The 22,679-nt window shown below is 70.0% G+C and carries 20 protein-coding genes; 12 read left to right on the top strand and 8 right to left on the bottom strand.

Annotated elements, in window-relative coordinates:
- Window positions 1–634 precede the first annotated feature (634 nt).
- The 6 genes from ACVJ1F_RS06975 to ACVJ1F_RS06950 all read right to left on the bottom strand — a co-directional run bounded on the left by ACVJ1F_RS06975 (window position 635) and on the right by ACVJ1F_RS06950 (window position 8,553).
- Window positions 635–1,597 carry a D-alanine--D-alanine ligase family protein gene (locus tag ACVJ1F_RS06975; protein ID WP_456885448.1) on the bottom strand — a complete coding sequence of 321 codons (963 nt, stop codon included), beginning with the start codon at window positions 1,595–1,597 and terminating at the stop codon, window positions 635–637.
- A 76-nt stretch (window positions 1,598–1,673) separates the two neighbouring features.
- Window positions 1,674–2,978, bottom strand: coding sequence for an aminotransferase-like domain-containing protein (locus tag ACVJ1F_RS06970; RefSeq protein ID WP_123571100.1), 1,305 nt, complete (start codon window positions 2,976–2,978; stop codon window positions 1,674–1,676).
- 117 nt (window positions 2,979–3,095) lie between these two features.
- A complete protein-coding gene (trxA, locus tag ACVJ1F_RS06965) occupies window positions 3,096–3,422 on the bottom strand; it encodes a thioredoxin (protein WP_043595317.1) in 327 nt (108 codons plus the stop codon).
- Window positions 3,423–3,470: 48 nt separating this feature from the next.
- Window positions 3,471–4,463, bottom strand: coding sequence for a thioredoxin-disulfide reductase (gene trxB, locus ACVJ1F_RS06960; protein WP_123571099.1), 993 nt, complete (start codon window positions 4,461–4,463; stop codon window positions 3,471–3,473).
- 200 nt (window positions 4,464–4,663) lie between these two features.
- A complete protein-coding gene (gene murJ / locus ACVJ1F_RS06955; protein WP_456885447.1) occupies window positions 4,664–6,328 on the bottom strand; it encodes a murein biosynthesis integral membrane protein MurJ in 1,665 nt (554 codons plus the stop codon).
- Window positions 6,325–8,553 carry a DUF6049 family protein gene (locus tag ACVJ1F_RS06950; RefSeq protein WP_456885446.1) on the bottom strand — a complete coding sequence of 743 codons (2,229 nt, stop codon included), beginning with the start codon at window positions 8,551–8,553 and terminating at the stop codon, window positions 6,325–6,327. Before ACVJ1F_RS06950 ends, murJ begins: the two co-directional genes overlap by 4 nt.
- Before the next feature lie 163 nt (window positions 8,554–8,716).
- On the opposite strand from ACVJ1F_RS06950, the gene ACVJ1F_RS06945 reads away from it, so the two are divergent.
- The 12 genes from ACVJ1F_RS06945 to dnaB all read left to right on the top strand — a co-directional run bounded on the left by ACVJ1F_RS06945 (window position 8,717) and on the right by dnaB (window position 20,752).
- Entirely contained in the window at window positions 8,717–10,156 is a 1,440-nt protein-coding gene (locus tag ACVJ1F_RS06945; RefSeq protein WP_267659107.1) for a CCA tRNA nucleotidyltransferase, read from the top strand.
- Window positions 10,157–10,347: 191 nt separating this feature from the next.
- The gene (rpsF, locus tag ACVJ1F_RS06940; RefSeq protein ID WP_054145729.1) at window positions 10,348–10,746 is read left to right on the top strand and encodes a 30S ribosomal protein S6; all 399 of its coding nucleotides are present in this window, start codon (window positions 10,348–10,350) and stop codon (window positions 10,744–10,746) included.
- 4 nt (window positions 10,747–10,750) lie between these two features.
- Window positions 10,751–11,326: a single-stranded DNA-binding protein gene (locus ACVJ1F_RS06935; protein ID WP_043595325.1), complete on the top strand. Its 576-nt coding sequence runs from the start codon at window positions 10,751–10,753 to the stop codon at window positions 11,324–11,326.
- A gap of 51 nt (window positions 11,327–11,377) precedes the next feature.
- Window positions 11,378–11,638, top strand: a complete 261-nt coding sequence (gene rpsR, locus ACVJ1F_RS06930; RefSeq protein ID WP_043595327.1) for a 30S ribosomal protein S18 — start codon at window positions 11,378–11,380, stop codon at window positions 11,636–11,638.
- A gap of 14 nt (window positions 11,639–11,652) precedes the next feature.
- Entirely contained in the window at window positions 11,653–12,105 is a 453-nt protein-coding gene (gene rplI / locus ACVJ1F_RS06925) for a 50S ribosomal protein L9 (RefSeq protein ID WP_043595329.1), read from the top strand.
- A gap of 576 nt (window positions 12,106–12,681) precedes the next feature.
- Window positions 12,682–13,755, top strand: a complete 1,074-nt coding sequence (locus ACVJ1F_RS06920; RefSeq protein WP_456885445.1) for a LacI family DNA-binding transcriptional regulator — start codon at window positions 12,682–12,684, stop codon at window positions 13,753–13,755.
- Window positions 13,756–13,758: 3 nt separating this feature from the next.
- Window positions 13,759–15,276 carry a sugar ABC transporter ATP-binding protein gene (locus ACVJ1F_RS06915; RefSeq protein WP_456885444.1) on the top strand — a complete coding sequence of 506 codons (1,518 nt, stop codon included), beginning with the start codon at window positions 13,759–13,761 and terminating at the stop codon, window positions 15,274–15,276.
- Window positions 15,277–15,307: 31 nt separating this feature from the next.
- Window positions 15,308–16,279: an ABC transporter permease gene (locus ACVJ1F_RS06910; RefSeq protein WP_043595333.1), complete on the top strand. Its 972-nt coding sequence runs from the start codon at window positions 15,308–15,310 to the stop codon at window positions 16,277–16,279.
- Window positions 16,280–16,317: 38 nt separating this feature from the next.
- Window positions 16,318–17,268, top strand: coding sequence for a substrate-binding domain-containing protein (locus ACVJ1F_RS06905; protein WP_456885443.1), 951 nt, complete (start codon window positions 16,318–16,320; stop codon window positions 17,266–17,268).
- Between the two features lie 11 nt (window positions 17,269–17,279).
- Window positions 17,280–18,353 carry a ribokinase gene (locus tag ACVJ1F_RS06900; protein ID WP_456885442.1) on the top strand — a complete coding sequence of 358 codons (1,074 nt, stop codon included), beginning with the start codon at window positions 17,280–17,282 and terminating at the stop codon, window positions 18,351–18,353.
- The gene (gene rbsD / locus ACVJ1F_RS06895; protein WP_456885441.1) at window positions 18,350–18,733 is read left to right on the top strand and encodes a D-ribose pyranase; all 384 of its coding nucleotides are present in this window, start codon (window positions 18,350–18,352) and stop codon (window positions 18,731–18,733) included. Before ACVJ1F_RS06900 ends, rbsD begins: the two co-directional genes overlap by 4 nt.
- A gap of 630 nt (window positions 18,734–19,363) precedes the next feature.
- Entirely contained in the window at window positions 19,364–20,752 is a 1,389-nt protein-coding gene (dnaB, locus tag ACVJ1F_RS06890; RefSeq protein ID WP_043595340.1) for a replicative DNA helicase, read from the top strand.
- Window positions 20,753–20,792: 40 nt separating this feature from the next.
- On the opposite strand, the gene ACVJ1F_RS06885 is transcribed toward dnaB, so the two are convergent.
- Both ACVJ1F_RS06885 and ACVJ1F_RS06880 read right to left on the bottom strand, forming a co-directional pair.
- Window positions 20,793–21,431 (bottom strand): DUF1345 domain-containing protein, encoded by a 639-nt coding sequence (locus ACVJ1F_RS06885; protein ID WP_456885440.1) that lies wholly within the window; start codon window positions 21,429–21,431, stop codon window positions 20,793–20,795.
- A 64-nt stretch (window positions 21,432–21,495) separates the two neighbouring features.
- Window positions 21,496–22,617 carry a glutathione-independent formaldehyde dehydrogenase gene (locus ACVJ1F_RS06880; RefSeq protein WP_456885439.1) on the bottom strand — a complete coding sequence of 374 codons (1,122 nt, stop codon included), beginning with the start codon at window positions 22,615–22,617 and terminating at the stop codon, window positions 21,496–21,498.
- Window positions 22,618–22,679 lie beyond the last annotated feature (62 nt).

Here is a 22,679-nt window from a genome sequence, read left to right as displayed (position 1 = left end):
AGGGGTACGCCGGGGTGTAGACGCAGGTGGTCGCATAACTGACAGGGGGGGCGAGGGTACTGACGCGGGGGCGGAGGTTTTTGCGCATGAACAGATGCAGGTGCAGGCACAGGTGTCGATAGAGATGCCGTGCAGACGCAGGCACGGACCCAGCACGGGATCAGTGGAGGGGATCAGACGCGTTCCCAGCGGCAGCTGCGCGTTCTGGTCACGTAGCGAAGCAAAGGGGCTCATGAAGATGGGTCAGGGTGGGCGAAGACGCTACATGACCCCTGAACGGTCTGACATGGAGACCCCGATGCATGGCTGTGTGCTTGGCAGGCGGTACTCGCGGCGGCCGCATTTCGTCGGCAGCGTCGATCTAACTCGGGCATGATGACCATCGAGGGGTTCATCGGACTCGACGTCAGATGGTTCGTCGTAGCTTCTAGGGAGACGTCGAGGTGCCGTAAACATCGATCTCACGGGCGATTTCTGTGTCAAGCCCACGGGTGGACGACAGCGAAGGTGCAGGGATCGTCGACGATTCTGGATGCGTCCATTCAGTGCATACGTGCGCCCAGAAGGTCGACCATGGGCTCGCAGTACCCTGCCGGCCATCCGACGTTTCACGTGAAACGTCGACTTCGCGTCGTCAGCGGAGGTCGTCGGTGACGGCCTTCTCAGCCAGAGCGGCGTAGAACATGCCCAATTCGTAGCCGGCGGACTCCAGGGCCATCGGGACGAGCGACGTCTCGGTCAGTCCGGGCAAGACGTTGACCTCCAGGAACCACGGGGTCCCCGCGGCATCCACGATCAGGTCCACCCTCGACAAGTGGCGCAGCCCGAGGGCCTCGTGGACGGCCACGGCAGCCCGCGCCGCCGACTCCGACGCGACGGTGTCCAGCCGTGCGGGCGTGAAGAACGTCGTCTCCCCCGCGTTGTAGCGCGCCTCGAAGCCGTAGAATCCCTGGCGAGGAACGATCTCCACGGCAGGCAAGGCCAGGGGCCCGTCACCGGTGTCGATGACCCCGACGGCGATCTCGGTGCCCGTGATCTTCTGTTCGACGATGACGTCGTCGCAGTACGTGTACGCGTCGACCATGGCCCTGGGCAACGCCCCGACGTCGTCGACGACCGTGACGCCCTGGGCCGAGCCACCCCGTGCGGGCTTCACGACGACGGGCACCGGGTGTTCGTCGGCGATCGCTGCCAACACACCGACGGCGCCGAGCTCGCGGAAGGCGTCGTGGGACAGCGTGATGCCGCGCGGTGTGGAGACACCGGCGCGACGTGCGAGCTCCTTCGCGGTCGGCTTGTCCCACGCCAGTCGCGCGGCCGCCGCCGTGCTGCCGACGAACGGCACGTCGAGCGCCTCGAGCAGTCCGCGGAGGGCGCCGTCCTCACCACTCGCTCCGTGCAGGGCCGGCCACACGACGTCGGGACGTGACTCGGTGAGGTGTCCGAGCAACGAGGCGTCCGGATCGCGGAGTTCGACCTCGATGCCGTGGGTGACGAGGCTGTCGACCACGCGCCTCCCCGATCGGAGGGAGACGTCGCGTTCGTGCGAGATGCCGCCGGCGAGGACGGTGACGGTACGCAGTTCGCTCGATGCCATGGTGGAACCTCTTCTTCGTGTCACGACGCAGGACCGTCTCGTGGTCCGGACGGCTACGAGACGATGAAAATGCTGGTCAAATGGTGTTCGGCGGCGGCACCACGACGCTCTGCGGGCGCGCGGCCCGGTTCGACAGGCTGGCTGTCGAGAACGTGCGCAGCAGGTCGAGCTCTCCGTTGACGACGTTCGCCAGGCGCGCGACACCGGTGCGGATGGACTCGGGCGTCGGGTAGCAGAACGACAGGCGGATGTTCTGACGCCCGTCGCCGTCGGCGAAGAACGCCGTACCGGGGGTGTAGGCCACGAGTTCCTTCACCGCCCGGGGCAGCATGGCCTTCGAGTCGAGTTCGGCCGGGAGTCCGACCCAGACGAAGAAGCCGCCGTCGGGGACGTTCCACGTGAGCGACGGCAGGTACTCCCCCAGCGCGGAGATCATCGCGTCACGCCGTTCGCGGTACAGGCCACGGAAGGTCTCGATCTGCCCACGCCAGTCGGCCTGGTCGAGGTACTCGGTGATGACGAACTGCCCGAAGGAGTTCGGCGAGAGCGTGGCGGACTCGTTGGCGAGGATGAGCTTCTCGCGGATGGCGTGCGGGGCGAGTGCCCAACCCACCCGGAAGCCGGGTGCCAGCGTCTTCGAGAACGACCCGAGGTAGATGACGCCTTCGTCGTCGATCGAGCGCATCGCCTGCGGGGCCGGCTGGTCGAAGTAGAGCAGCCCGTAGGGGTTGTCCTCGAGGACGAGGATGCCGGCCGAGCGGCAGATCTCGAGGATCTCGACGCGTCGGGCCCACGTGAGGGTGACACCGGCCGGGTTGTGGAAGTTCGGGATCGTGTAGAGGAACTTGATGCGACCCCCACGAGCGGTGACGGCCGCGATGGCCTCTCGCAGGGCCTCGGGCACGAGTCCGTGCTCGTCCATCGGGACGTGCACGACGTCGGCCTGGTACGCCTTGAAGACCCCCAGGGCGCCCACGTAGCTCGGCGACTCGGCGAGCACGACGTCGCCCGGGTTCACGAAGAGGCGGGTGACGAGGTCGAGGGCCTGCTGCGAGCCCGTGGTGACGACGACGTCGTCGGCGCTGCCGCGGATGCCCTCCATCGCCATGATCTGCATGATGTGCTCGCGGATGGCCGGGGTGCCCTGGCCGCTGCCGTACTGCATCGCCATCGCTCCCCCGTCGGCCATGACGCGGTCGATGGCCCCCGTGACGAGTTCTCGGGGCAGGGCGGAGACGTAGGGCATGCCGCCGGCCAGCGAGACGACCTCGGGGCGCGAGGCGACGGCGAACAGGGCTCGGACCTCGGAGGCGCTGAGGCCGGCCGTACGGTCGGCGTACGAGTCGTACCACGGGTCGAGGTTGGTGCCCTTGTCGCTCATCGGTGTCCCTGTTCTGTCAGAGGGTGAATCGGTCAAGACTATGCCCGTCCCGACCGGGGACGACGAGAGCCCGCCCAGCGTGTGCTGGGCGGGCTCTCGTCGTGGTGTCGGTGTCGACTACGCGATGAACTCCGCCAGGTCGGCCTCGAGGGCCGGCTTGGGCTTGGCGCCGATGACGGTCTTGACGACCTCGCCACCGCGGTAGACCTTCATGGCCGGGATCGAGGTGATCTGGTACTTCATGGCGGTCTGGGGGTTGTCGTCGACGTTGAGCTTGACGATCTCGATCTTGTCGCCGTGCTCGGCGGCGATCTGGTCGAGGATCGGCGAGACGGCGCGGCACGGGCCGCACCATTCGGCCCAGAAGTCGACGAGGATCGTCTTGTCGGAGTTGAGGACGTCGGCCTCGAAGGACGCGTCGGTCACTGCTTTGGCGCTGCTCATGGTGTTCCTTTCGTCAGGGTGATCTGGGTTGGCTTCAGGAGGCGCGGGTCAGGCGACCACGGACTCGGACGTCTCGACGCCCTCGGCCGACCCGACGGTCTGCTCGGCCAGGAAGGTCTGGTCGAGCGAGGCCAGGTAGTGCTCGACGTCGAGCGCGGCGACGGTGCCCGAGGCCGCGGCGGTGGCCGCCTGCCGGTAGGTGGCGTCGATGACGTCGCCCGCGGCGAAGACGCCGGTCAAGTTGGTCTTCGAGCTGCGCCCCTGGACGGCGATCGTGCCGTCCGAGGTCAGGTCGACCTGACCGTGGACGAGGTGCACGCGCGGGTCGTTGCCGATGGCGATGAAGAGACCGTCGAGGTCGAGGTCGGTCGTGCTGCCGTCGACCGTGTCGGTCAGGGTGACGCCGGTGGCCTTCTCGCCACCGAGGATTGCCGTGACCTGCTTGTCGAAGAGGAACTCGATCTTGTCGTTGGCGTGAGCCCGGTCTTGCATGATCTTCGACGCGCGCAGGCTGCTCGAGCGGTGGATGACGTAGACCTTCGAGGCGAAGCGGGTCAGGAACGTCGCTTCCTCCATCGCGGAGTCGCCGCCGCCGACGACGGCGATCGCCTTCTCCTTGAAGAAGAAGCCGTCGCAGGTGGCGCACCAGCTGACGCCGCGTCCGCTCAGGCGCTCTTCGTCGGCGAGGCCGAGCTTCCGGTACGCGCTGCCCGTGGCGAAGATCACCGTGAGGCTCTCCTCGACGGTGCCGTTGCCGAGCGTGACCTTCTTGACGTCACCGGTCAGGTCGACGGCGGTCACGTCGTCGAGCAGCACCTCGGCGCCGAACTTCTCGGCCTGCTCCTGCATCTTGAACATGAGCTCGGGGCCCTGGATGCCGTCGGGGAATCCGGGGAAGTTCTCGACCTCGGTTGTCTTCATGAGTTCGCCGCCGGCCTCGACCGAGCTCGCGACGATGAGGGGGCGCAGACCGGCCCGGGCGGCGTAGATGCCGGCCGTGTAGCCGGCGGGGCCGGAACCGATGATGATGACCTGGCGCATGGGCACCTTCCTGGGGGGGAGAACTTCACGAGCGGGAAGACAACCCGCGAGCGATGGCTCGTGCGGTCGGATCCCTCGATCGTCTGGTGGAACGCATCCTACCGACGGGGCATTCCCGCGGGCCTGGCAGCGGCCGCGGGGCCGCGGGGCTGCGGGGCCGCGGCCGCCGCCGTGACGGCTGCGGCGGCCGCCGTGACGGGTCAGCGACGCAGGAGGCGCGAGACGGCGGGTGCGAGACGTGCGGTCACCGGCGTGGTCAGCACCCGCAGCTCGGGGATGCGGGCGAACCAGAGCAGGGCGCCGTAGACCAGCCCCATGACGGCCCCGGCCACGACGACCGTCAGCACGCCCGGCACGCGACCGGACTGCGCGAACCCGTCGGCGGCGAAACCACCCAGGACGGTCACGACGACGAGGCCCACGGCACCGGCGACGAGCGAGAAGACGAAGAACTGGACGTAGCGGCGCAGCACCCAGCGGCCGTCGATGCCGCCCAGCCGCTTCTTGACGACGACGAGCGCGACCACGGCCTGGCTCGAGCCCGCGATCGAGGTGGTGATGGCGATCGCCATCGCGATGCGCTCGGGGGGCACCACGGCGGCCGAGATCGCGACGCCCGCGACGAAGATGCCCGACTGGACGAGCTGCAGGAAGAACGGCGTGCGCTGGTCGTGCATCGAGTAGAACACCCGCTGCACGATGAACAGGACGCTGAACAGGACGAGGCCGGGCATGTAGCCGAGGATGACCTCGGCGGTGCGGGTCGACCCGGCGAAGTCGACCTCGAAGAACCGCGCGAACGGGTAGGCCACGACGCACATGGCGACGGCGGCGAACACCATGAACATGCCGATGGCGCGGAGGGACTGCGACATGTCGGTGCGGACGGCCCGCAGGTCGCCACGCGAGGCGTGGCCGCTCATGCGCGTGAAGTAGGCGGTGCCGATCGACACGGCGATGATGCCGTGCGGCAGCATGAAGAGCAGCCAGGCGTTCGCGAGGACCGCGTTCGACGCCCCCACCTCGCTGCCCAGGGTGGCGACGCGGCTCTGCACCAGCCCGGCGAGCTGGGTGACGAGGACCATGCCGAACAGCCAGCCGGCGGCCTTGCCGGTGGCTCCGAGGCCGACGCCTCGCCAGCGGAAGTCGGGGCGGAAGGTCAGACCCGCGCGGCGCCAGAAGAGCAGCAGGAACGCCGCCTGGGCCAGGACGCCGAGGGTGGCCGTGGCCGCGATGAGGAAGATCCGGTCGCCGGTCCAGACGTCGACCGCGGAGTTCTCGACGGCGCCGCCGAACATCACGATGAAGACGACCAGGCCGGCGATGGCCACGACGTTGTTGAGCACGGGAGCCCAGGTGAAGGGCCCGAACACCTGCCGGGCGTTGAGCACCTCGCTCAGCAACGAGTACATGGCGTAGAAGAAGATCTGCGGCAGGCACCAGTACGCGAAGGCCGTCGCGAGGGCGAGTTGGTCCGAGGTGAACCCCGCCCCGCCGTCCGAGCTCTGCTGCGCGTACAGGCGGACGAGCACGGGGGCGAGCAGCGTGCCGGCCAGGCCGACGGCCGCGAAGACGATCGTGCCGAGCGTCACGATCTTGTTGATGAACCGCTGGCCCCCGTCGTCGGACGTCGCCGCCCGCACGATCTGGGGCACGAGGACGGCGCTGAGGAGGCCGCCCGCGATCAGCGCGTAGATGTTGTTCGGGAGCTGGTTCGCGAGGGCGAACGAGTCCGCCGCCCGGCTCGCCGACTGCCCGATCGCCGCGGCCAGCACGGCCGCCTTCACGAAGCCGAGGACGCGCGAGACCATCGTCCCGGACGCGAGGAGGATGCTGGCGCGACCGAGACCGCCCTGGTTGCTCACATGGACTCCTGGACGGGCGGCGAGACGGCCGCATCGGGTGACGGGCCGTCGCCGGAGGACCGGGCCTCGTCGCGCGCCCTGCGGCGCTTGCGGAAGGTGCGGTACAGGCCGCCGAGGAAGAGTGCGGCGAAGGCGACGCCGAAGATCCAGGTGATGGCGGTCTCCCACCCGGCCTGGACCGAGAGCGGGACGTCGACCGGGGTCGCGATCGCCACGCCCGAGAGGCTGACCAGCTGCAGCTGCACGGACACCGTGCCGTTGGCGACGGACTGCACGGGAACGCTGACCCGGGTCTGGGACTGCGGTTGGATCGTCACCTCGATGGGGCTGCGCTCGATCGAGAGGATGGAGTTCGACGGCGTCAGGTTCAGCATGACCGTCGCGACGGAGTCGGTCCGGTTCTCGAGGTAGAGGGGCAGGGCCGAGCGGTCCCCGAGGATGGCGATCGGCGAGCCCTGGACCACCGCCACGAGACCCGACGTCGCCGTCGCGTCGGCCACGGCCGAGGCGACCTCGGCGGGGAACCCGTCGACGTTGTCGCGCCAGGCGTGCGACGCCAGGGCCATCGTCCGAAGCCGGGCCGTCTCGGTGACGAACTGCGGTTCGGCGAGGGCCGTCGAGAAGTCGACGACCTTCTGGTCGGCCGAGACGAGTTCGCTCAACTGGTCGAGTCGGGCGTCGCTCTCGGGGCTGTCGACGACGGTCGCCGTCGAAGGGTTGCTCGCCAACGCGTCGGTCAGGGTCGCGCCGCTGACCCAGGGCAGGCCGTCGACGGCCTGGAGGGTGCGGGTGAGGAACTGGCCGGTCGCCGGCCACTCCCGCTCGAGCGTCGTCAGGAGGGTACGGGCGTCGCTCGGTCGCTCGTAGGCGACGGTGGCGACGGTGGCGGACAGCCGGGCCATCGTGGACTGCCACTCGGCGAGGGAGGTCGCCTCGGCCGCCTGGGTGACCAGCGTCGACAAGGGGTCGTCCGAGACGACGGCCGGGACGCCACCGACCGTGACCGCGGCGTTCTCGGTCGAGTCGCCGTCGACGTCCACGTTGCCGCTCGAGACGATGGTCGACGTGTACGGCCCGGCGGCGAACGTCGTGAGGTCGGCGGACACGACGGACGACTCCCGCGGCCAGACGACGTCGCGCTGGGTCCACGGGAAGTCGAGCAGTTGAGCGGTGGTCGGCAGCACCACGCCGTCGCCGGGCGTGGGCTCGGCGGTCGGCTCGGCGGTGGACCCGTCGTTCGGCAGGGCCGAGGGGTCGGACCCGGCGACGCCCGTGCCCGAGCCGTCGTCCGTGCCCTGGCTCGGGGCCTCGGTGGGCGTGTCGGTCGCGGCCGGCATGCCCTCGAACCGGGCGGGGTCGACCAGGGTGTCGAGCGAGGTCACGGCCGGGACGGACGTGGCGCCGGCCTGACGCAGCCCCGCGACGTCGGCGTCGGCGTAGGCCAGGGGGAACATGTCGTTCGGCAGGGCCTGCAGTTCGGCGAGCCAGTCGACGGCGGACTGCGGGGCCTCGGTGCCGAGCAGGCGGATCGACGCGACGATCATCGGGTCGACGCCGAGGGTCGCGCCCGTGCCCGACACGGCGTCGAGCTCGCGTCGCAGCACGCCGCCGTCGGAGGTGTAGGCGGCGAGGGCGGAGGCGTCGAGGACGCCGGTCTCGCTCTCGGGCGTCGTGATCGGCACGGCGACCGCGACGCGGGTGGGCTGGAAGCTGTCGGCGGGGTACCAGACCACGCTGCTGCGGGTCTGCGCCACCTGGCTGCCCGAGGCGTCGAGCACGCGGGCCCCGAGCGCGCGTGCCCCGAAGGCGCGGCCGGTCAGGGAGAGGCGGTCGGCGGGAACCACGACGGTGTCGAGCGCCACGGACGACCCGGCGGTGACCGCCGGCACGTCGACCTGGACGAGCTGGCGCCCCAGGTAGTCGTCACCCGAGACGTCGTCGGGATCGAGCCAGGAGGCGAGCTTGGACCGCGTGGTGAACGGTTCGCGGTCGAGGTAGATCCGGGCCTTCGTCGCCGCGAGGTCGCTGTCGCCGTCGTTCGTCACGGTGACCCCTAGGGTGAGGTCGTCGTCGGGTCGCAGCACGCCGTCGGAGGCCGGCTCGACGGTCATCGTGACGCCGTCGCCGGCAGGGGCGGACGCTGCTCGTGCCGCCGTGGCCGGCAGTCCCGCCGACACGACGAACACCGCCAACAGGGCGGCGATCACGGCGAAGAAGAGTCTCATAGGCGTCAGGTGTCGACGGCGACAGGGGCCGTTCGAGCATGCCGAGTCTAGGCAACGCCGACCAAGAAGCAGCGGCGAAGCGCCTGCGAGGGGGACGACGGGGTCGCGAGGTGCCGTCGGGGACTCAGCCCGCGCCTCCTCGGCTGTGGCAAGCTGTTTCGTCATGGACAGCGTCGCACGGGCCCTGCAGCGACTGGACGATCTGGCCGCCACCCCTCGCATCGAGAAGCTCGCCGCCGCGTTCGCCGCGGCCGGTCACGAGCTCGCCCTCGTCGGCGGTCCGGTGCGCGACGCCTTCATCGGCCGCCCGGTCAACGACCTCGACTTCACGACCGACGCCGACCCCGACGAGATCCTGGCGATCGTCGTCCCCCTGGCCGAGGCGCACTGGGACGTCGGCCGCGCGTTCGGCACGATCGCCGCCCGCGTCGACGGCGAGACCGTCGAGATCACCACGTACCGCAGCGACGTCTACGACGGCGAGACCCGCAAGCCCGTCGTCGAGTTCGGCGACACCCTCGAGGGCGACCTGGTCCGTCGAGACTTCACGGTCAACTCGATGGCGCTGCGTCTGCCCCAGCGCGTGCTCGTCGACCCGTCCGGCGGTGTCGACGACCTGCTGGAGGCGCGGCTCGCCACCCCGGGCACCGCGGTCGACTCGTTCCGCGACGACCCCCTGCGCATGATGCGGGCCGCCCGGTTCACGGCGCAGCTCGGCTTCACGGTGTCCGACGAGGTGCGCGAGGCGATGACCGCCCGGGCCGAGACCCTCTCGATCGTCTCGGTCGAGCGGGTCGCCGACGAGCTGTCGAAGCTGCTCAAGACCGAAACCCCCCGAGACGGTGTCCGGCTGTTGGTCGACACCGGGCTCGCCGACCACGTCGTGCCCGAGCTCGCGGCCATGCGCCTCGAGGTCGACGAGCACCACCACCACAAGGACGTGTACGAGCACAGCCTCACCGTGCTCGACCAGGCCATCGGCTACGAGCGCGAGCGGCACCCGGGCGAGGCGCCCGACCTCACCCTGCGCCTGGCGGCCCTGCTGCACGACTGCGGCAAGCCCGCCACGCGGCGCCTCGAGCCGGGCGGCGTCGTCACCTTCCACCACCACGACGTCGTCGGTGCCAAGCTCGCCAAGAAGCGGTTGAAGACGCTGCGCTTCGACAACGACACCATCGGTGCCGTGTCCCGGCTGATCGAGCTGCACCTCCGCTTCTTCGGCTACACCGAGGGTGCCTGGACCGACTCGGCCGTGCGCCGGTACGTCCGCGACGCCGGTGACCAGCTCGAGCGGTTGCACATGCTCACCCGCGCCGACGTGACCACGCGCAACCGCCGCAAGGCCGACCGGCTCGGCTTCGCCTACGACGACCTCGAGGCGCGGATCGCCGAGCTGCGGGAGCGTGAAGAGATCGACTCGCTGCGGCCCGACCTCGACGGCGACGACATCCAACGCGTGCTCGGCATCGGCCCGAGCCGCGAGGTCGGCGAGGCCTACCGCTTCCTCCTCGAGCTGCGGACCGAAGAGGGGCCGCTGGGGGCCGAGGTCGCCACCGAGCGCCTGCTGGCCTGGTGGAACGCACGCGAGAGCGCCGGGGCGTAACCAGCCATACGAGTGTCGACCCGCGCCTCCTCGGCTCTCGGGGGCCGGCGACCGCCGCCCTGGCATTGATTCGGGAGGCGCGCTCGGCTACGCTGGGAAGGTTGCGTCCGCCTCACGGCGGCGCCACGTCATGAACACCCTCCTGTCACAGACCGTCTGTGACCGTTAAGTCCGAAGGAGGTGGGTTAGTCATGCACCAGTACGAACTGATGGTCATCCTGGACCCCGAGATCGATGAGCGCACCGTCGCCCCGAGCTTGGACAAGTTCCTCAACGTCATCCGCAACGATGGCGGAACGATCGACAACGTGGACATCTGGGGACGTCGTCGCCTGGCCTACGAGATCAACAAGAAGACCGAGGGCATCTACGCCGTCGTCAACCTGACCTCGAACTCGGCCGCCACGGTCGAGCTCGACCGCCAGCTGGGTCTCTCCGAGGCCGTGCTGCGCACCAAGGTCCTGCGTGCCGAAGAGGCGATCGCCATGGTCGCCGCCGCCAAGAAGGTCAGCGACGAGAAGGCCGCCCGCAAGGCCGCCAACGCCGCTGCCGCCCCGGCTGCTCCCGCCGCCGAGAAGGCTGCCGAGTAGTCCGATGGCTGGCGAGACCGTCATCACAGTGGTGGGGAACCTCACCAGTGACCCCGAGCTGCGGTACACGCAGAACGGGCTCGCGGTCGCGAACTTCACCATCGCGTCGACCCCCCGCACGTTCGACCGCGCGTCGAACGAGTGGAAGGACGGCGAGGCGCTCTTCCTCCGTGCCAGCGTGTGGCGCGAGTTCGGCGAGCACGTGGCCAGCAGCCTCACCAAGGGCAGCCGGGTCATCGCTCAGGGCCGACTCAAGCAGCGCTCGTACGAGACCAAAGAGGGCGAGAAGCGCACCAGCATGGAGCTCGAGATCGACGAGATCGGCCCCTCGCTGCGTTACGCGACCGCTCAGGTGACGCGCGCCGCGTCCTCCCGCGACGGCGCTGCCGGTGGCGGCTCCTTCGGGGGCGGCAACGGCGGTGGCAACCGTGGTGGCCAGCCGGCTCAGGTCGGCGGCGGTCAGGCGCAAGAGCCGTGGGGTCAGCCCGCCGGCGGCCAGCAGGGTGGCAACACCTCTGGCGGCGACGTGTGGAACACCCCCGGTGGCAACGGCACCTACAACGACGAGACGCCCTTCTAGGCCTCGCCGTTCCCCTTTTAGTACTTCTTCATTCATCGAAAGTAGAAACCAATGGCTGGAAAGAGCAGCGGCGACCGCCGCAAGCCCCTCCGCGGTAAGGGCGGCAAGAACGCCGCACCCGCGAAGTCGATCCGCGTCGGTGTCATCGACTACAAAGACGTCGCGACCCTGCGCAAGTTCATCTCGGAGCGTGGAAAGATCCGTGCCCGTCGCATCACCGGCGTCTCCGTCCAGGAGCAGCGCCTCATCGCCCGTGCCGTGAAGAACGCCCGTGAGATGGCGCTCCTCCCCTACGCCGGCTCCGGCCGCTGATCGGAAGGACCACCATGTCGAAGGTAATCCTGACCCACGAGGTCTCCGGCCTCGGTTCCGCCGGTGACGTCGTCGACGTCAAGAACGGCTACGCCCGCAACTATCTGGTGCCCCAGGGCTTCGCCGTGGCGTGGAGCCGCGGTGGCGAGAAGCAGGTCGCTCAGATCCGTACGGCCCGCGAGACCCGCGAGCTCAAGACGATCGAAGAGGCCCACGACCTCAAGCAGCGCCTCGAGGCCCAGAAGATCCGTCTCACGGTGAAGACCGGTGCCGACGGCCGTCTGTTCGGCTCGGTCCGCCCGGCCGACGTCGCCGACGCGGTCACCGCCCAGGGCGTCGCGACGATCGACAAGCGCAAGGTCGAGATCCCCACGACCATCAAGGTGACGGGTGAGCACGAAGCCACCCTCCGCCTGCGCGAGGACGTCATCGCGACGATCACGCTGACGGTCGTCTCGGCCAAGTAGCACCCCGGCGCTGCGGCGCCTGCTGTACGCGAGAGCGGCGGTCCCCCTCGGGGGCCGCCGCTCTTCTGCGTGCCCGGGGGTGCGGGCTTCGGCCGGGGGCGCGATGAACCCCGTTTCCGACGATGAACCCCGGTGCACCGTGGTTCATCTTCGTGAACGGGGTTCATGGGCTCGCCGGGAAGGGGTGGGCCGGGCCGGACGAGCGGGGGGCGAGGAGGCGCGGGGCGACTGGGACGCGAGGGGACGAGGAGGCGCGGGGGGACTGGGGCGAGGGGACGAGGAGGCGCGGGGCGACTGGGACGCGAGGGGACGAGGAGGAGCGGGGCGGCTGGGGCGGGCACCGCGCCTCCTCGGGGGCGTCCTGCGTCGCGATGCACCCGGTCCCGAAGGATGCACCCGGTCGCAACCGGGTGTTCGGTTCGAAACCGGGTGCAGCGGCAGGCATCACGAGGCGGCGGAGGCTCGCGTTGACAGAAGGGGGCGGCTCGTCTACTGTCGTGGAATCGGTTCCATGGAATCGATTCCACGCTGGGTGGACACCCTGCGACCCGCACGACTACGACGAGGTAGAGCCCGATGAACACCGTGACGATCAGGGACGTGGCGCAGCGCGCCGGCGTCTCGGCGGCGACGGCCTCGCGCGTGCTGTCGGGCAACCCGGCCACCTCCGCCGAGTCCCGGGCCCAGGTCGAACGGGCCGTGCGCGAGCTCGACTTCCGGCCGAACGCCCAGGCCCGTGCGCTGCGCTCGACCCGCTCCGACACGGTCGGCCTGCTCGTCTCCGACGTCCGCAACCCGTTCTTCGCCGACCTCGCCCACACCATCGAGCAGTCGCTGCTCGAGCTCGGCTACGTCACCCTCCTCGGCAACGCCAACGAGAACCGCGAGCAGCAGGACCGCTACCTCGACACCCTCATCTCGCGTCGCGTCGACGGCGTCATCGTCGCCCCGCAGGGCACCGACTCCGCCAGCATCGACTCGCTGCTCGCCCGTGAGGTGCCGACGGTGTTCGTCGACCGGACGATCCCCGGCGTCGACGTGCCGAGCGTGACGACCGACAGCGTCCCCGGCATCCGGGCCGCCGTGCAGCACCTCGTCGACCTCGGTCACGAGCGCGTCGGGTACGTCGCGGGCCCGCAGAGCGTGTCCACCGGGCGCGAGCGACTCGAGGCCTGGACCGCGGCCGCCGCCGAACTCGGCCTCAGCACCGACCCCGACCTGGTCTACGTCGGCGACTTCCAGTCCGCCAGTGGCTCGGCCGCCGTGCACGCCCTGTTCGAGCTCGACGAGCCGCCGACCGCCCTGCTCGCGGCCGACAGCCTCATGGCCGTCGGCGCCATCGCCATGCTCAACCGGCTCGGCATGCGCATGGGCACCGACGTCTCGGTCGTCGCGTTCGACGACATCGAGTGGTTCTCGCTGCTCGACCCGGCCCTCACCGTCATCGCGCACAGCGTCGAGGAAATGGGCCGCATCGCCGTCCAGCTGCTGCACGAGGTCATCGACGGGCGCACGCCCGACTCGGTCGTGCTGCCCAGCGAACTGATCGTCCGCGAGTCGACGACCCGCGCCTCCTCGTCCCCGACGGACCCGACCGACCCCACGGAACCGACCGACCCCACCCCACCCCGATACCTCGGCAGGAACTGACCCATGCCCCATTCGATCGACGACGATCGCCCCCTGCTCACGCTCGAGAACGTCAGCAAGTCGTTCGGCCCCGTGCGGGTCATCGACGACGTCACCGTGCACGTCCGGCCCGGCCGCGTGCAGGTGCTGCTGGGCGAGAACGGCGCCGGCAAGTCCACCCTGATCAAGATGATGTCGGGCGTGTACCAGCCCGACGCCGGCCGCGTGCTGGTCGACGGCGAGGCCGTCCATCTGCCGAACACGCACGCCGCCGAGAAGCTCGGCATCGCGACGATCCACCAAGAGCTCAACCTCGTCGCGTCGCTCAGCGTCGCCGAGAACGTGATGATGGGACGGTTCCCGACGCGGTTCGGCCTGGTCGACCGCAAGGAGCTCAAGAAGCGGGCCCGTGCGGCCCTCGACCTGATCGGGCTCGACGTCGACGTCGACCAGGGGGTCGGCGAGCTCGGCATCGCCCGTCAACAGCTGGTCGAGATCGCGAAGGCGCTGAGCATCGACGCGCGCATCCTGATCCTCGACGAGCCGACCGCGGCGCTGACCCGGCACGAGACCGAGATCCTCTTCCGCGTCGTCGAGCAGCTGCGCGCCCGCGGCGTCGGCATGCTGTTCATCAGCCACCACCTGGACGAGATCGCCGAGATCGGCGACACCGTGGCCGTGCTGCGCGACGGTGCGTTCGTCGCCGAGGTGCCCGCGTCGACCGGCGAGGACGAACTCGTCCGCCTGATGGTCGGCCGCGACATCGAGCACCAGTACCCGCGCACGCCGGGCAGCGAGGGCGACTCCCCCGTCGTGCTCGAGGTGCGGGGACTGACCGGGTCGGTCTTCCGCGACGTCTCGTTCGACGTGCGGGCAGGCGAGGTGCTCGGCATCGCCGGGCTCGTCGGCGCCGGTCGCACCGAGGTCGTCCGCGCGATCGCCGGGGTCGACAAGTACGACTCGGGCAGCGTGACCGTGCGCGGCAAGCGATTGAAGAAGGGCGACGTCGCCGGGGCCATCGCCGCGGGCGTCGGCCACGTTCCCGAGGACAGGAAGGCGCAGGGGCTCGTGCTGGGCGCCTCCGTCAACGACAACCTCGGCTACGCGACGCTCGCCAGCAGCGCGAAGGGCGGCCTGGTCGACTTCGCCGGTCAGCGTGCGAAGGCCGACGAGGTCGCCTCGACCCTGCGGATCCGCATGCGCGACATCGACCAGGAGATCGGCTCGCTGTCGGGCGGCAACCAGCAGAAGGCCGTGTTCGGCCGCTGGATCATCGCCGGCTCGACGGTGCTGCTGCTCGACGAGCCGACCCGCGGCGTCGACGTCGGCGCGAAGGTCGAGATCTACGAGCTGGTGAACCGCATCACCGACGCAGGAGGCGCGGTCGTGATGGTCAGCAGCGAACTGCCCGAGGTGATGGGCATGAGCGATCGCATCCTCGTGATGCGCGACGGAGTCGTCGCCGGCGAGGTCGCCGCGGCCGACGCCACCCAGGACACCCTGATGACGCTCGCGGCACGCGACGTCCCCCCGACGAACTGACCCGAGAAGCACGGACCCGAGGACGACACCCATGACCACCACCACCGTGAAGGCGCAGCGACGCTCCTTCGACATCAAGACCTTCCTGGCCGCCAACGGAGCCCTCGTCGGGCTCGTCGTGCTGTGCCTGGCCCTCTTCATCGCGACGCCGGACTTCCTGACCGGGCGCAACCTGCTGAACATCGGCATCCAGGTGTCGACCGTCGCCGTGCTGGCGTTCGGCATGACCTTCGTCATCGTCGCGGGCGGCATCGACCTCTCGGTCGGCTCGGTCGCCGCGCTGTCGGCGATGGTCTCGGGCTGGTTCTTCGCCACGGCGGGGCTGCCCGGCGGCCTGGCGCTCGCCCTCGGGCTCGGCACCGGCCTCGTGGCCGGCCTGGTCAACGGGTTCGCCAGCGCGTACGGCAAGCTGCCGTCGTTCATCGCGACGCTCGCCATGCTCAGCGTGGCGCGAGGCCTGACCCTCGTCGTGTCGGACGGTCGCCCGATCGCGACTCCCCCGGCCGTGTCGTTCCTCGGGGGCAACATCGGCCCGGTGCCCGTGCCGATCATCGTGCTCGTGTTGGCCGCGATCGTCGCGTCGTTCATCCTCAACCGCACCGTCATCGGCCGCTCGATGTACGCCGTCGGCGGCAACGCCGAGGCCGCTCGCCTCTCGGGCCTGCCGGTCAAGCGCATCGTCGTCACCGTCTTCGGCCTGGCCGGGCTGTTCGCGGCCCTCGCCGGCCTCCTGCTCGCCGGACGCCTCGACTCGGCCCAGCCGCAGGCGGCCTCGGGCTACGAGCTCGACGCCATCGCCGCGGTCGTCATCGGCGGCGCCAGCCTGGCCGGCGGCGTCGGCCGCATCTCGGGCACCATCATCGGCGCCCTCGTGCTCGTCGTCATCCGCAACGGCCTCAACCTGCTGAACGTCACGTCGTTCTGGCAGCAGGTCGTCATCGGCCTCGTCATCGCCCTCGCCGTGGGCGTCGACGTGCTGCGGCGCAAGACGCGCAGCAGCTGAAGTCATCCACCCAACCCACCCCAACCGAAGGACACACGATGAAGTTGACCTCGTTCCGCAAGGCCGCCACCGTCACGGCGATCGCCGCCCTGGTCGCGACCGGCACCGCCGGCTGCAACCGCACCCCCGCCGGAGAGGCGGACCGCCCCACGGTGGTCCTGTCGCTCAGCACCCTGAACAACCCGTTCTTCGTCGAGCTGCGCGACGGCGCCACCGCCGAGGCGAAGAAGCAGAACGTCGACCTCGAGATCGTCGACGCCCAGAACGACTCGGCCACCCAGGCCAACCAGCTGGCGACCGCGGCCTCGACCGCCGACGCCGTCATCCTGAACGCCGTCGACAGCGACGCCGCGGGCCCTGCCGCCAAAGCGCTCAACGAGGCCGACGTGCCCATCGTTGCCGTCGACCGCGCGGTGAACGGTGCCGACGTCGCCTCGTTCGTGGCGAGCGACAACGTCGCCGGTGGCGAGCAGGCCGCCAAGGCCCTCGCCGAGGCGATCGGCGAGAAGGGCGAGGTCATCGTGCTGCAGGGCGTCGCGGGCACCTCGGCCAGCCGCGACCGCGGTGAGGGCTTCACCAAGGGCATCTCGGCCTACCCCGACATCACCGTCGTCGCGCAGCAGACCGCGAACTTCGACCGCGCCACCGCGCTCGACGTGACCACCAACCTGCTGCAGGCGCACCCGAACGCCGTGGGCGTCTTCGCCGAGAACGACGAGATGGGCCTCGGAGCGATCCAGGCGCTCGGCTCGCGCGCCGGCACCGACGTCCAGGTGGCAGCGTTCGACGGCACCGAGGACGGCCTCAAGGCCATCGAGGCCGGTACGCTCTCGAGCACGATCGCGCAGCAGCCCGCCGAGCTCGGCGCCCTCGCGGTCGACCAGGCCGTCAAGGCCGTCAAGGGTGGCAGCGGCGACGAGGGCCCCTCGGACCAGGCCGTCGAGGTCATCACCGTCACGAAGGAGAACGTGGGTGACTTCACCGAATGAGTGGTCCTGATGTGAGCGGTGCAGGCGTCGTCGGCACTGCAGGAGGCGCGGGTGCGGTCGGCGCGGACGGTCCGGTTCCGGCCGGTTCGGCCGGCACGGTCGTCGTGGTCGGGTCGATCAACGTCGACCAGGTCGTGACCGTCGACCGCCTGCCCCTGCCCGGCGAGACGCTGATCGGTTCGTCGATGACCCTCTCCCCCGGCGGCAAGGGCGCGAACCAGGCCGTCGCCGCCGCACGGTGCGGCGCCCGCACCGTGATGATCGGTGCGGTCGGCGACGACGGACGGGCCGACGACGCCCTGCCCCACCTCCGCTCGAGCGGTGTCGACGTCAGCGGCGTCGACACCGTCCCCGGGCCCACTGGCCTGGCGATCGTCAGCGTCGGAGGCGACAGCGAGAACACGATCGTCGTCGTCCCCGGGGCGAACGGTGCCGTCTCGGCGTCGTTCGTCGGCGGGCACGCGGGCGCGCTGGCCGAGGCCGCGGTGGTCGTCCTCCAGGGAGAGATCCCCGTGGACGGCATCGCCGCCGCCGTGCAGCACGCCGGAGGGCGCGTGGTGTTCAACCTCGCCCCGGTGATCGACGTGCCGGCGGACGTGGTGAAGGCCGCGGATCCGTTGGTCGTCAACGAGCACGAGGGTCGGCTGCTGCTGGCCGCGTGGGGCGCTTCAGCCGGGGCTCCGGATGCTGGCGCGGCGTCGGACGAGGAGGTGCGGGTCGACGACGAGTCGGTCGTCGCCTCCCTGCGCGCCCAGGGAGTCACCTCGGTCGTCATGACCCGCGGTGCCGCCGGCGCGATCGTCTCCGACGCCTCGGGCACCGTGCTGGTGGCCTCGCCTCGCGTCGCTGCCGTCGACTCCTCCGGAGCCGGGGACGCCTTCGTCGGCGCCCTCGCCGCCGGACTGGCCGCTGGTGCGTCGCTCCTCGAGGCCGCTCGGGACGCCGTGCGCGTCGGGGCGTTCTCGGTGACGGGCGTCGGCACGCAGGCGTCGTACCCGACGCTGGATGACGAGCTGCCTGCGGCGGCTGCCGCCCCGACGGAGGGGTCGGCGGAGGCCGACTCAGCGGACGGAGTGACCTCGTGAAGCGCGGAGGCCTGCTCAACGCCCAGTTGAACCACGCGGTGAGCGGACTCGGCCACGGCGACCTCGTGGTCGTCGCCGACTGCGGACTCCCCCTGCCTGCCGGAGTCCCCGTGGTCGACCTCGCCGTCGTCCACGGCCTGCCGGCCTTCGCCGACGTGCTGGACGCCCTCACCGCCGACGTGGTCTTCGAGGCCTGCACGGCCGCGGACGAGAGCCGGGGCCGCGTGGCCGGCGACTGGATCACGTCCCGCTTCGACGACGTGGCGTACGTCTCGCACGACGAGCTCAAGCGGCTGTCGGGTGGGGCGCGCCTCCTCGTCCGGACGGGCGAGGCGACCCCGTACGCCAACGTCGTGCTGCGCTGCGGCGTCCCCTTCTGAGGCACCTGCTCCCCTCGAACCCCGTTTCCGAAGACGAACCCCGATCCCTGGTGGTTCTTCTTCGGAAACGGGGTTCTTCGGCTTGCGGGCCGACCCGCGCGTGGTGCGACCTCCCGGCCGCCCTCTCACCGGCCGTGATCGAGCCCAGGAGGCGCGGTGCCGGTCCCCGATACCGTCCTGACCAGGCTCTTCGCAGGCCCCCCTTCGGGGGTTACGGGAAGCTGAACGCAGGCTGCGTCGCTATCGGTCGAATGGGCCGAAAGTCAAATCCCTTGTGCACAGGCAGAAGTCAAATCGGATGTCTCAACCCCCGGTTTAGACAATTTTCTCCACACGACTGTGGAATCGAGAAAACACTGGTCAGAGGCAGGTAATCGAACTGAAGTATCTCGTTGTCCACAGCGTGATCCACAGTTCTCCCCAGGGTTGTCCGGCGTTGCTCACCTGTTCTCCCCAGAGTTATCCACAGGTGCATTTGCTGTGGAGAACTCGGTGTCCATAAGGTGTACCCGCGCTCGTCAGGGGTGGGTCACGGCGGTTCGGCAGGGGGATGTCGGGGGTCTGTCGTAGAACTGCCCCAAGCGTCTTCGGTGCTGCCCCGCACCCACCCGATTTCTCGCTGGAGGACCCATGTCGATCGCCCATCTCGGTCTCGCTCCCGATGCGTCGAACGCCCGCGATCGCGACCGTGGTGGCCCCGTCAACATGGACCGCGTCCCGCCGCACGACCTGCTCGCCGAGCAGAGCGCGCTCGGCGGCATGCTGCTCAGCAAGGACGCCGTGGCCGACGTCATCGAGACGGTCCGCGGCATGGACTTCTACGTGCCCAAGCACGAGGTCATCTACGACGCGATCCTGGGGCTGTACTCGCACGGCGAGCCCACCGACGTCATCACGGTCAGCGACGAGCTGATGAAGTCGGCCGACCTGTCGCGTGCCGGGGGAGCGGAGTACCTCCACACCCTCACCGGCGTCGTGCCCACCGCGGCGAACGCGGGGTACTACGCGTCGATCGTCGCCGAGAAGGCGGTGCTGCGCCGTCTGGTCGAGGCCGGCACGCGCATCGTGCAGATGGGGTACGCGAGCGAGGGCGAGGTCGTCGACCTGGTCAACAACGCGCAGGCCGAGGTCTACAACGTGGCCGGTGGCGTCCAGACCGAGGACTACGTGCCGCTGAACGAGGCGGTGACGGTCGCGATCGACGAGATCGAGGCGGCCAAGGGTCGCGACGGTCAGATGACGGGCGTGCCGACGGGGTTCGCGCAGCTCGACGCGCTGACGAACGGGTTCCACCCGGGTCAGCTGATCATCGTGGCGGCGCGACCGGCGCTGGGTAAGTCGACGTTGGCGCTCGACCTGGCGCGGGCGGCGTCGATCAAGCACGGGCAGGCGTCGGTGTTCTTCTCACTCGAGATGGGGCGCAGCGAGATCGCGATGCGTCTCATGTCGGCCGAGTCGAGCGTGCCGCTGCAGAACATGCGCAAAGGGACGGTCGACGCGCGGGACTGGACGAACATCGCGCAGGTGCGCGGCCGGATCAACGACGCGCCGCTCTTCATCGACGACTCGCCCAACATGACGTTGGTCGAGATCCGGGCGAAGTGCCGTCGCCTGAAGCAGCAGCACAACCTCAAGCTCGTGGTGATCGACTACCTGCAGCTGATGACGTCGGGCAAGCGGGTCGAGAGCCGCCAGCAAGAGGTGTCGGAGTTCTCGCGTGCCCTGAAGCTGATGGCGAAAGAGCTGCAGGTGCCGGTGATCGCGCTGTCGCAGCTGAACCGTGGTCCCGAGCAGCGTGCCGACAAGAAGCCCGCGATCAGCGACCTGCGAGAGTCCGGTTCGCTCGAGCAGGACGCCGACATGGTCATCCTGCTGCACCGCGAGTCCGCCTACGAGAAAGACAACCCCCGCCAGGGCGAGGCCGACTTCATCGTCGCCAAGCACCGCAATGGCCCGACCGACACCATCACCGTGGCGTTCCACGGCATGTTCTCGCGGTTCGTGGACATGCCCAGCTAACGAACCGCCTCGCGGACGTCGGGCTCGGGCACGCACATGGTCAGCTCTGCGCCAGGTTCGTCACCAGGTTCAGGGTGGTGGCGATCAGGACGGTGCCGAAGAAGTACGACAGCAGGGCGTGGGGGAGTGCGGTGCGTCGGGTGCGGGTGTCGTCGGGTTCGACGTCCGGGGCCGAGTACGCCATGCCGATGGTGAAGGCCAGGTAGGCGAAATCGCTGTAGGTGGGAGGCGCCTCCTGCTTGGCGTCGAAGCCGTCGCGGTCGTGGTCGACGTAGTAGATCCGGGCGTACTTCAGCGCGTACATCGTGTTCACGAGGGCCCAGGCGACCATCGTGGCGAGGATGCCCAGCACGACGGTGGCGACCGACACGGGGTCGCTGGCGTCGCGTGCCTGGACGAGCGCCAGCAGCATGGCCCCGACGCTCGCGAGGCACGCCACGACGAGGGCGTCGTCGGTGAGGCGCGAGCTGGACTCCTCGTTCGCCAGGCGCTCGGTGCCGGCCGCGTCCTGTGGCCAGCAGGCCCGCCAGACGTGCACCAGGGCGATGAGGCCGGCCGTGCACCAGGCCGCCAGGGGGCCCAGCGTCGGTGCACCGGCCAGCCCCACGCCCACGCCGACGGCGACCCCGACGGCGACGTAGAGGCCCGTCCGTCGGGGGGACAGGATGCGGTCGTCCATCGGTGCTCCTCGGTTCTCGGGCCGGTTCGGGTCCGGTCCGGGGTCGGGGTCGGGTTCGGTCGGATCAGCCGGCCGACGGCACGGCGTCGGGGTGCAGCACGACCTTCGTCCAGCCCTCGTCGCGGGCGTCGAAGTGCTCGTACGCCTGGGGGGCCTCCTCGAGGGGCAGCTCGTGGCTGACGATCCACGACGGTTTCGCCTTGCCGCCGGCGATGAGGTCGCGCAGGGCCCGGTTGTACTTCTTGACCGGGCACTGACCCGTGCCCATGGTCTGCCCACGGAACCAGAACTGGCCGTAGTCGAACGGGATGACGCCCTGCTTCGCCAGCTCGTCGGACGCACCCGGGTCCTGCGGCACGTAGACGCCGACGACGCCGAGGTCACCGGTGAACCGCACCGACTGCACGAGACGGTTCAGGGTCAGGTTGGGCTGCTCCGCGCCGTCGGGGTCGTGGGCCTGGTAGCCGACGCACTCGCAGCCGTTGTCGGCCCCGAGCCCCATCGTCAGGTCGAGGACGGCCTCGACCGGGTCGACGGACGAGTCGTCGATCGGGATCGCCCCGATCTCCTCGATCGCCGCGAGCCGGTCGGGGTGCCGGTCGACGACCATCACCTTGCTCGCCCCCTTGAGGATCGCCGAGTAGGCGGCCATCGCGCCGACCGGCCCCGCCCCGTAGACGACGGTCTGGTCGCCCGGCTTCACGTGGGCCATCTCGGTCGCGTGGTACCCGGTGGGGAAGATGTCGGCGAGCATGACGTAGTCGGTCTGCCGTTCTTCGGCGTCCTCGCCGAGGCGCAGGCAGTTGAAGTCGCCCCACGGCACGCGCAGCAGTTCGGCCTGCCCGCCGGGCCACGGGCCCATGTCGGCGAACCCGAAGGCGGCGCCGGCCCAGGCGAGATCGGGCTGCGCGGTGAGGCAGTAGTTGGTCAGGCCGCGTTCGCAGTTCTTGCAGTGGCCACAGGCCACGTTGAACGGCAACACGACCCAGTCGCCGACCTTCACCTTGTCGACGCCCGAGCCGACCTCGATCACCTGGCCCAGGTTCTCGTGGCCGAACCAGCGGCCGGTCTCGAAGTCGGTGCGGCCTTCGTACATGTGCAGGTCGGACCCGCAGATGTTGGTGCTGGTGATGCGGACGAGGACGTCGGTGGGCCGCTCGATGCGGGCGTCGGGGACGTCGCTCACCGACACCTTCCTCGGCCCTTCGTAGACGACTGCTCTCATGATCTCTTCCCTTTCTTCGGTGG

The organism is Frigoribacterium sp. 2355 (genome assembly GCF_054060695.1).
The sequence above is the reverse complement of the archived record's forward strand: the minus strand, read 5'-3'. Positions and strand labels throughout refer to the sequence as shown.

Excerpts from the sequence above, each read along its gene's own strand:
- ACVJ1F_RS06975 (WP_456885448.1), bottom strand. The coding sequence starts at position 1,597 with ATGGCATCGAGCGAACTGCGTACCGTCACCGTCCTCGCCGGCGGCATC.
- ACVJ1F_RS06970 (WP_123571100.1), bottom strand. The coding sequence starts at position 2,978 with ATGAGCGACAAGGGCACCAACCTCGACCCGTGGTACGACTCGTACGCC.
- trxA (WP_043595317.1), bottom strand. The coding sequence starts at position 3,422 with ATGAGCAGCGCCAAAGCAGTGACCGACGCGTCCTTCGAGGCCGACGTC.
- trxB (WP_123571099.1), bottom strand. The coding sequence starts at position 4,463 with ATGCGCCAGGTCATCATCATCGGTTCCGGCCCCGCCGGCTACACGGCC.
- ACVJ1F_RS06950 (WP_456885446.1), bottom strand. The coding sequence starts at position 8,553 with ATGAGACTCTTCTTCGCCGTGATCGCCGCCCTGTTGGCGGTGTTCGTC.
- ACVJ1F_RS06945 (WP_267659107.1), top strand. The coding sequence starts at position 8,717 with ATGGACAGCGTCGCACGGGCCCTGCAGCGACTGGACGATCTGGCCGCC.
- rpsF (WP_054145729.1), top strand. The coding sequence starts at position 10,348 with ATGCACCAGTACGAACTGATGGTCATCCTGGACCCCGAGATCGATGAG.
- ACVJ1F_RS06935 (WP_043595325.1), top strand. The coding sequence starts at position 10,751 with ATGGCTGGCGAGACCGTCATCACAGTGGTGGGGAACCTCACCAGTGAC.
- rpsR (WP_043595327.1), top strand. The coding sequence starts at position 11,378 with ATGGCTGGAAAGAGCAGCGGCGACCGCCGCAAGCCCCTCCGCGGTAAG.
- rplI (WP_043595329.1), top strand. The coding sequence starts at position 11,653 with ATGTCGAAGGTAATCCTGACCCACGAGGTCTCCGGCCTCGGTTCCGCC.
- ACVJ1F_RS06920 (WP_456885445.1), top strand. The coding sequence starts at position 12,682 with ATGAACACCGTGACGATCAGGGACGTGGCGCAGCGCGCCGGCGTCTCG.
- ACVJ1F_RS06915 (WP_456885444.1), top strand. The coding sequence starts at position 13,759 with ATGCCCCATTCGATCGACGACGATCGCCCCCTGCTCACGCTCGAGAAC.
- ACVJ1F_RS06910 (WP_043595333.1), top strand. The coding sequence starts at position 15,308 with ATGACCACCACCACCGTGAAGGCGCAGCGACGCTCCTTCGACATCAAG.
- ACVJ1F_RS06905 (WP_456885443.1), top strand. The coding sequence starts at position 16,318 with ATGAAGTTGACCTCGTTCCGCAAGGCCGCCACCGTCACGGCGATCGCC.
- dnaB (WP_043595340.1), top strand. The coding sequence starts at position 19,364 with ATGTCGATCGCCCATCTCGGTCTCGCTCCCGATGCGTCGAACGCCCGC.
- ACVJ1F_RS06885 (WP_456885440.1), bottom strand. The coding sequence starts at position 21,431 with ATGGACGACCGCATCCTGTCCCCCCGACGGACGGGCCTCTACGTCGCC.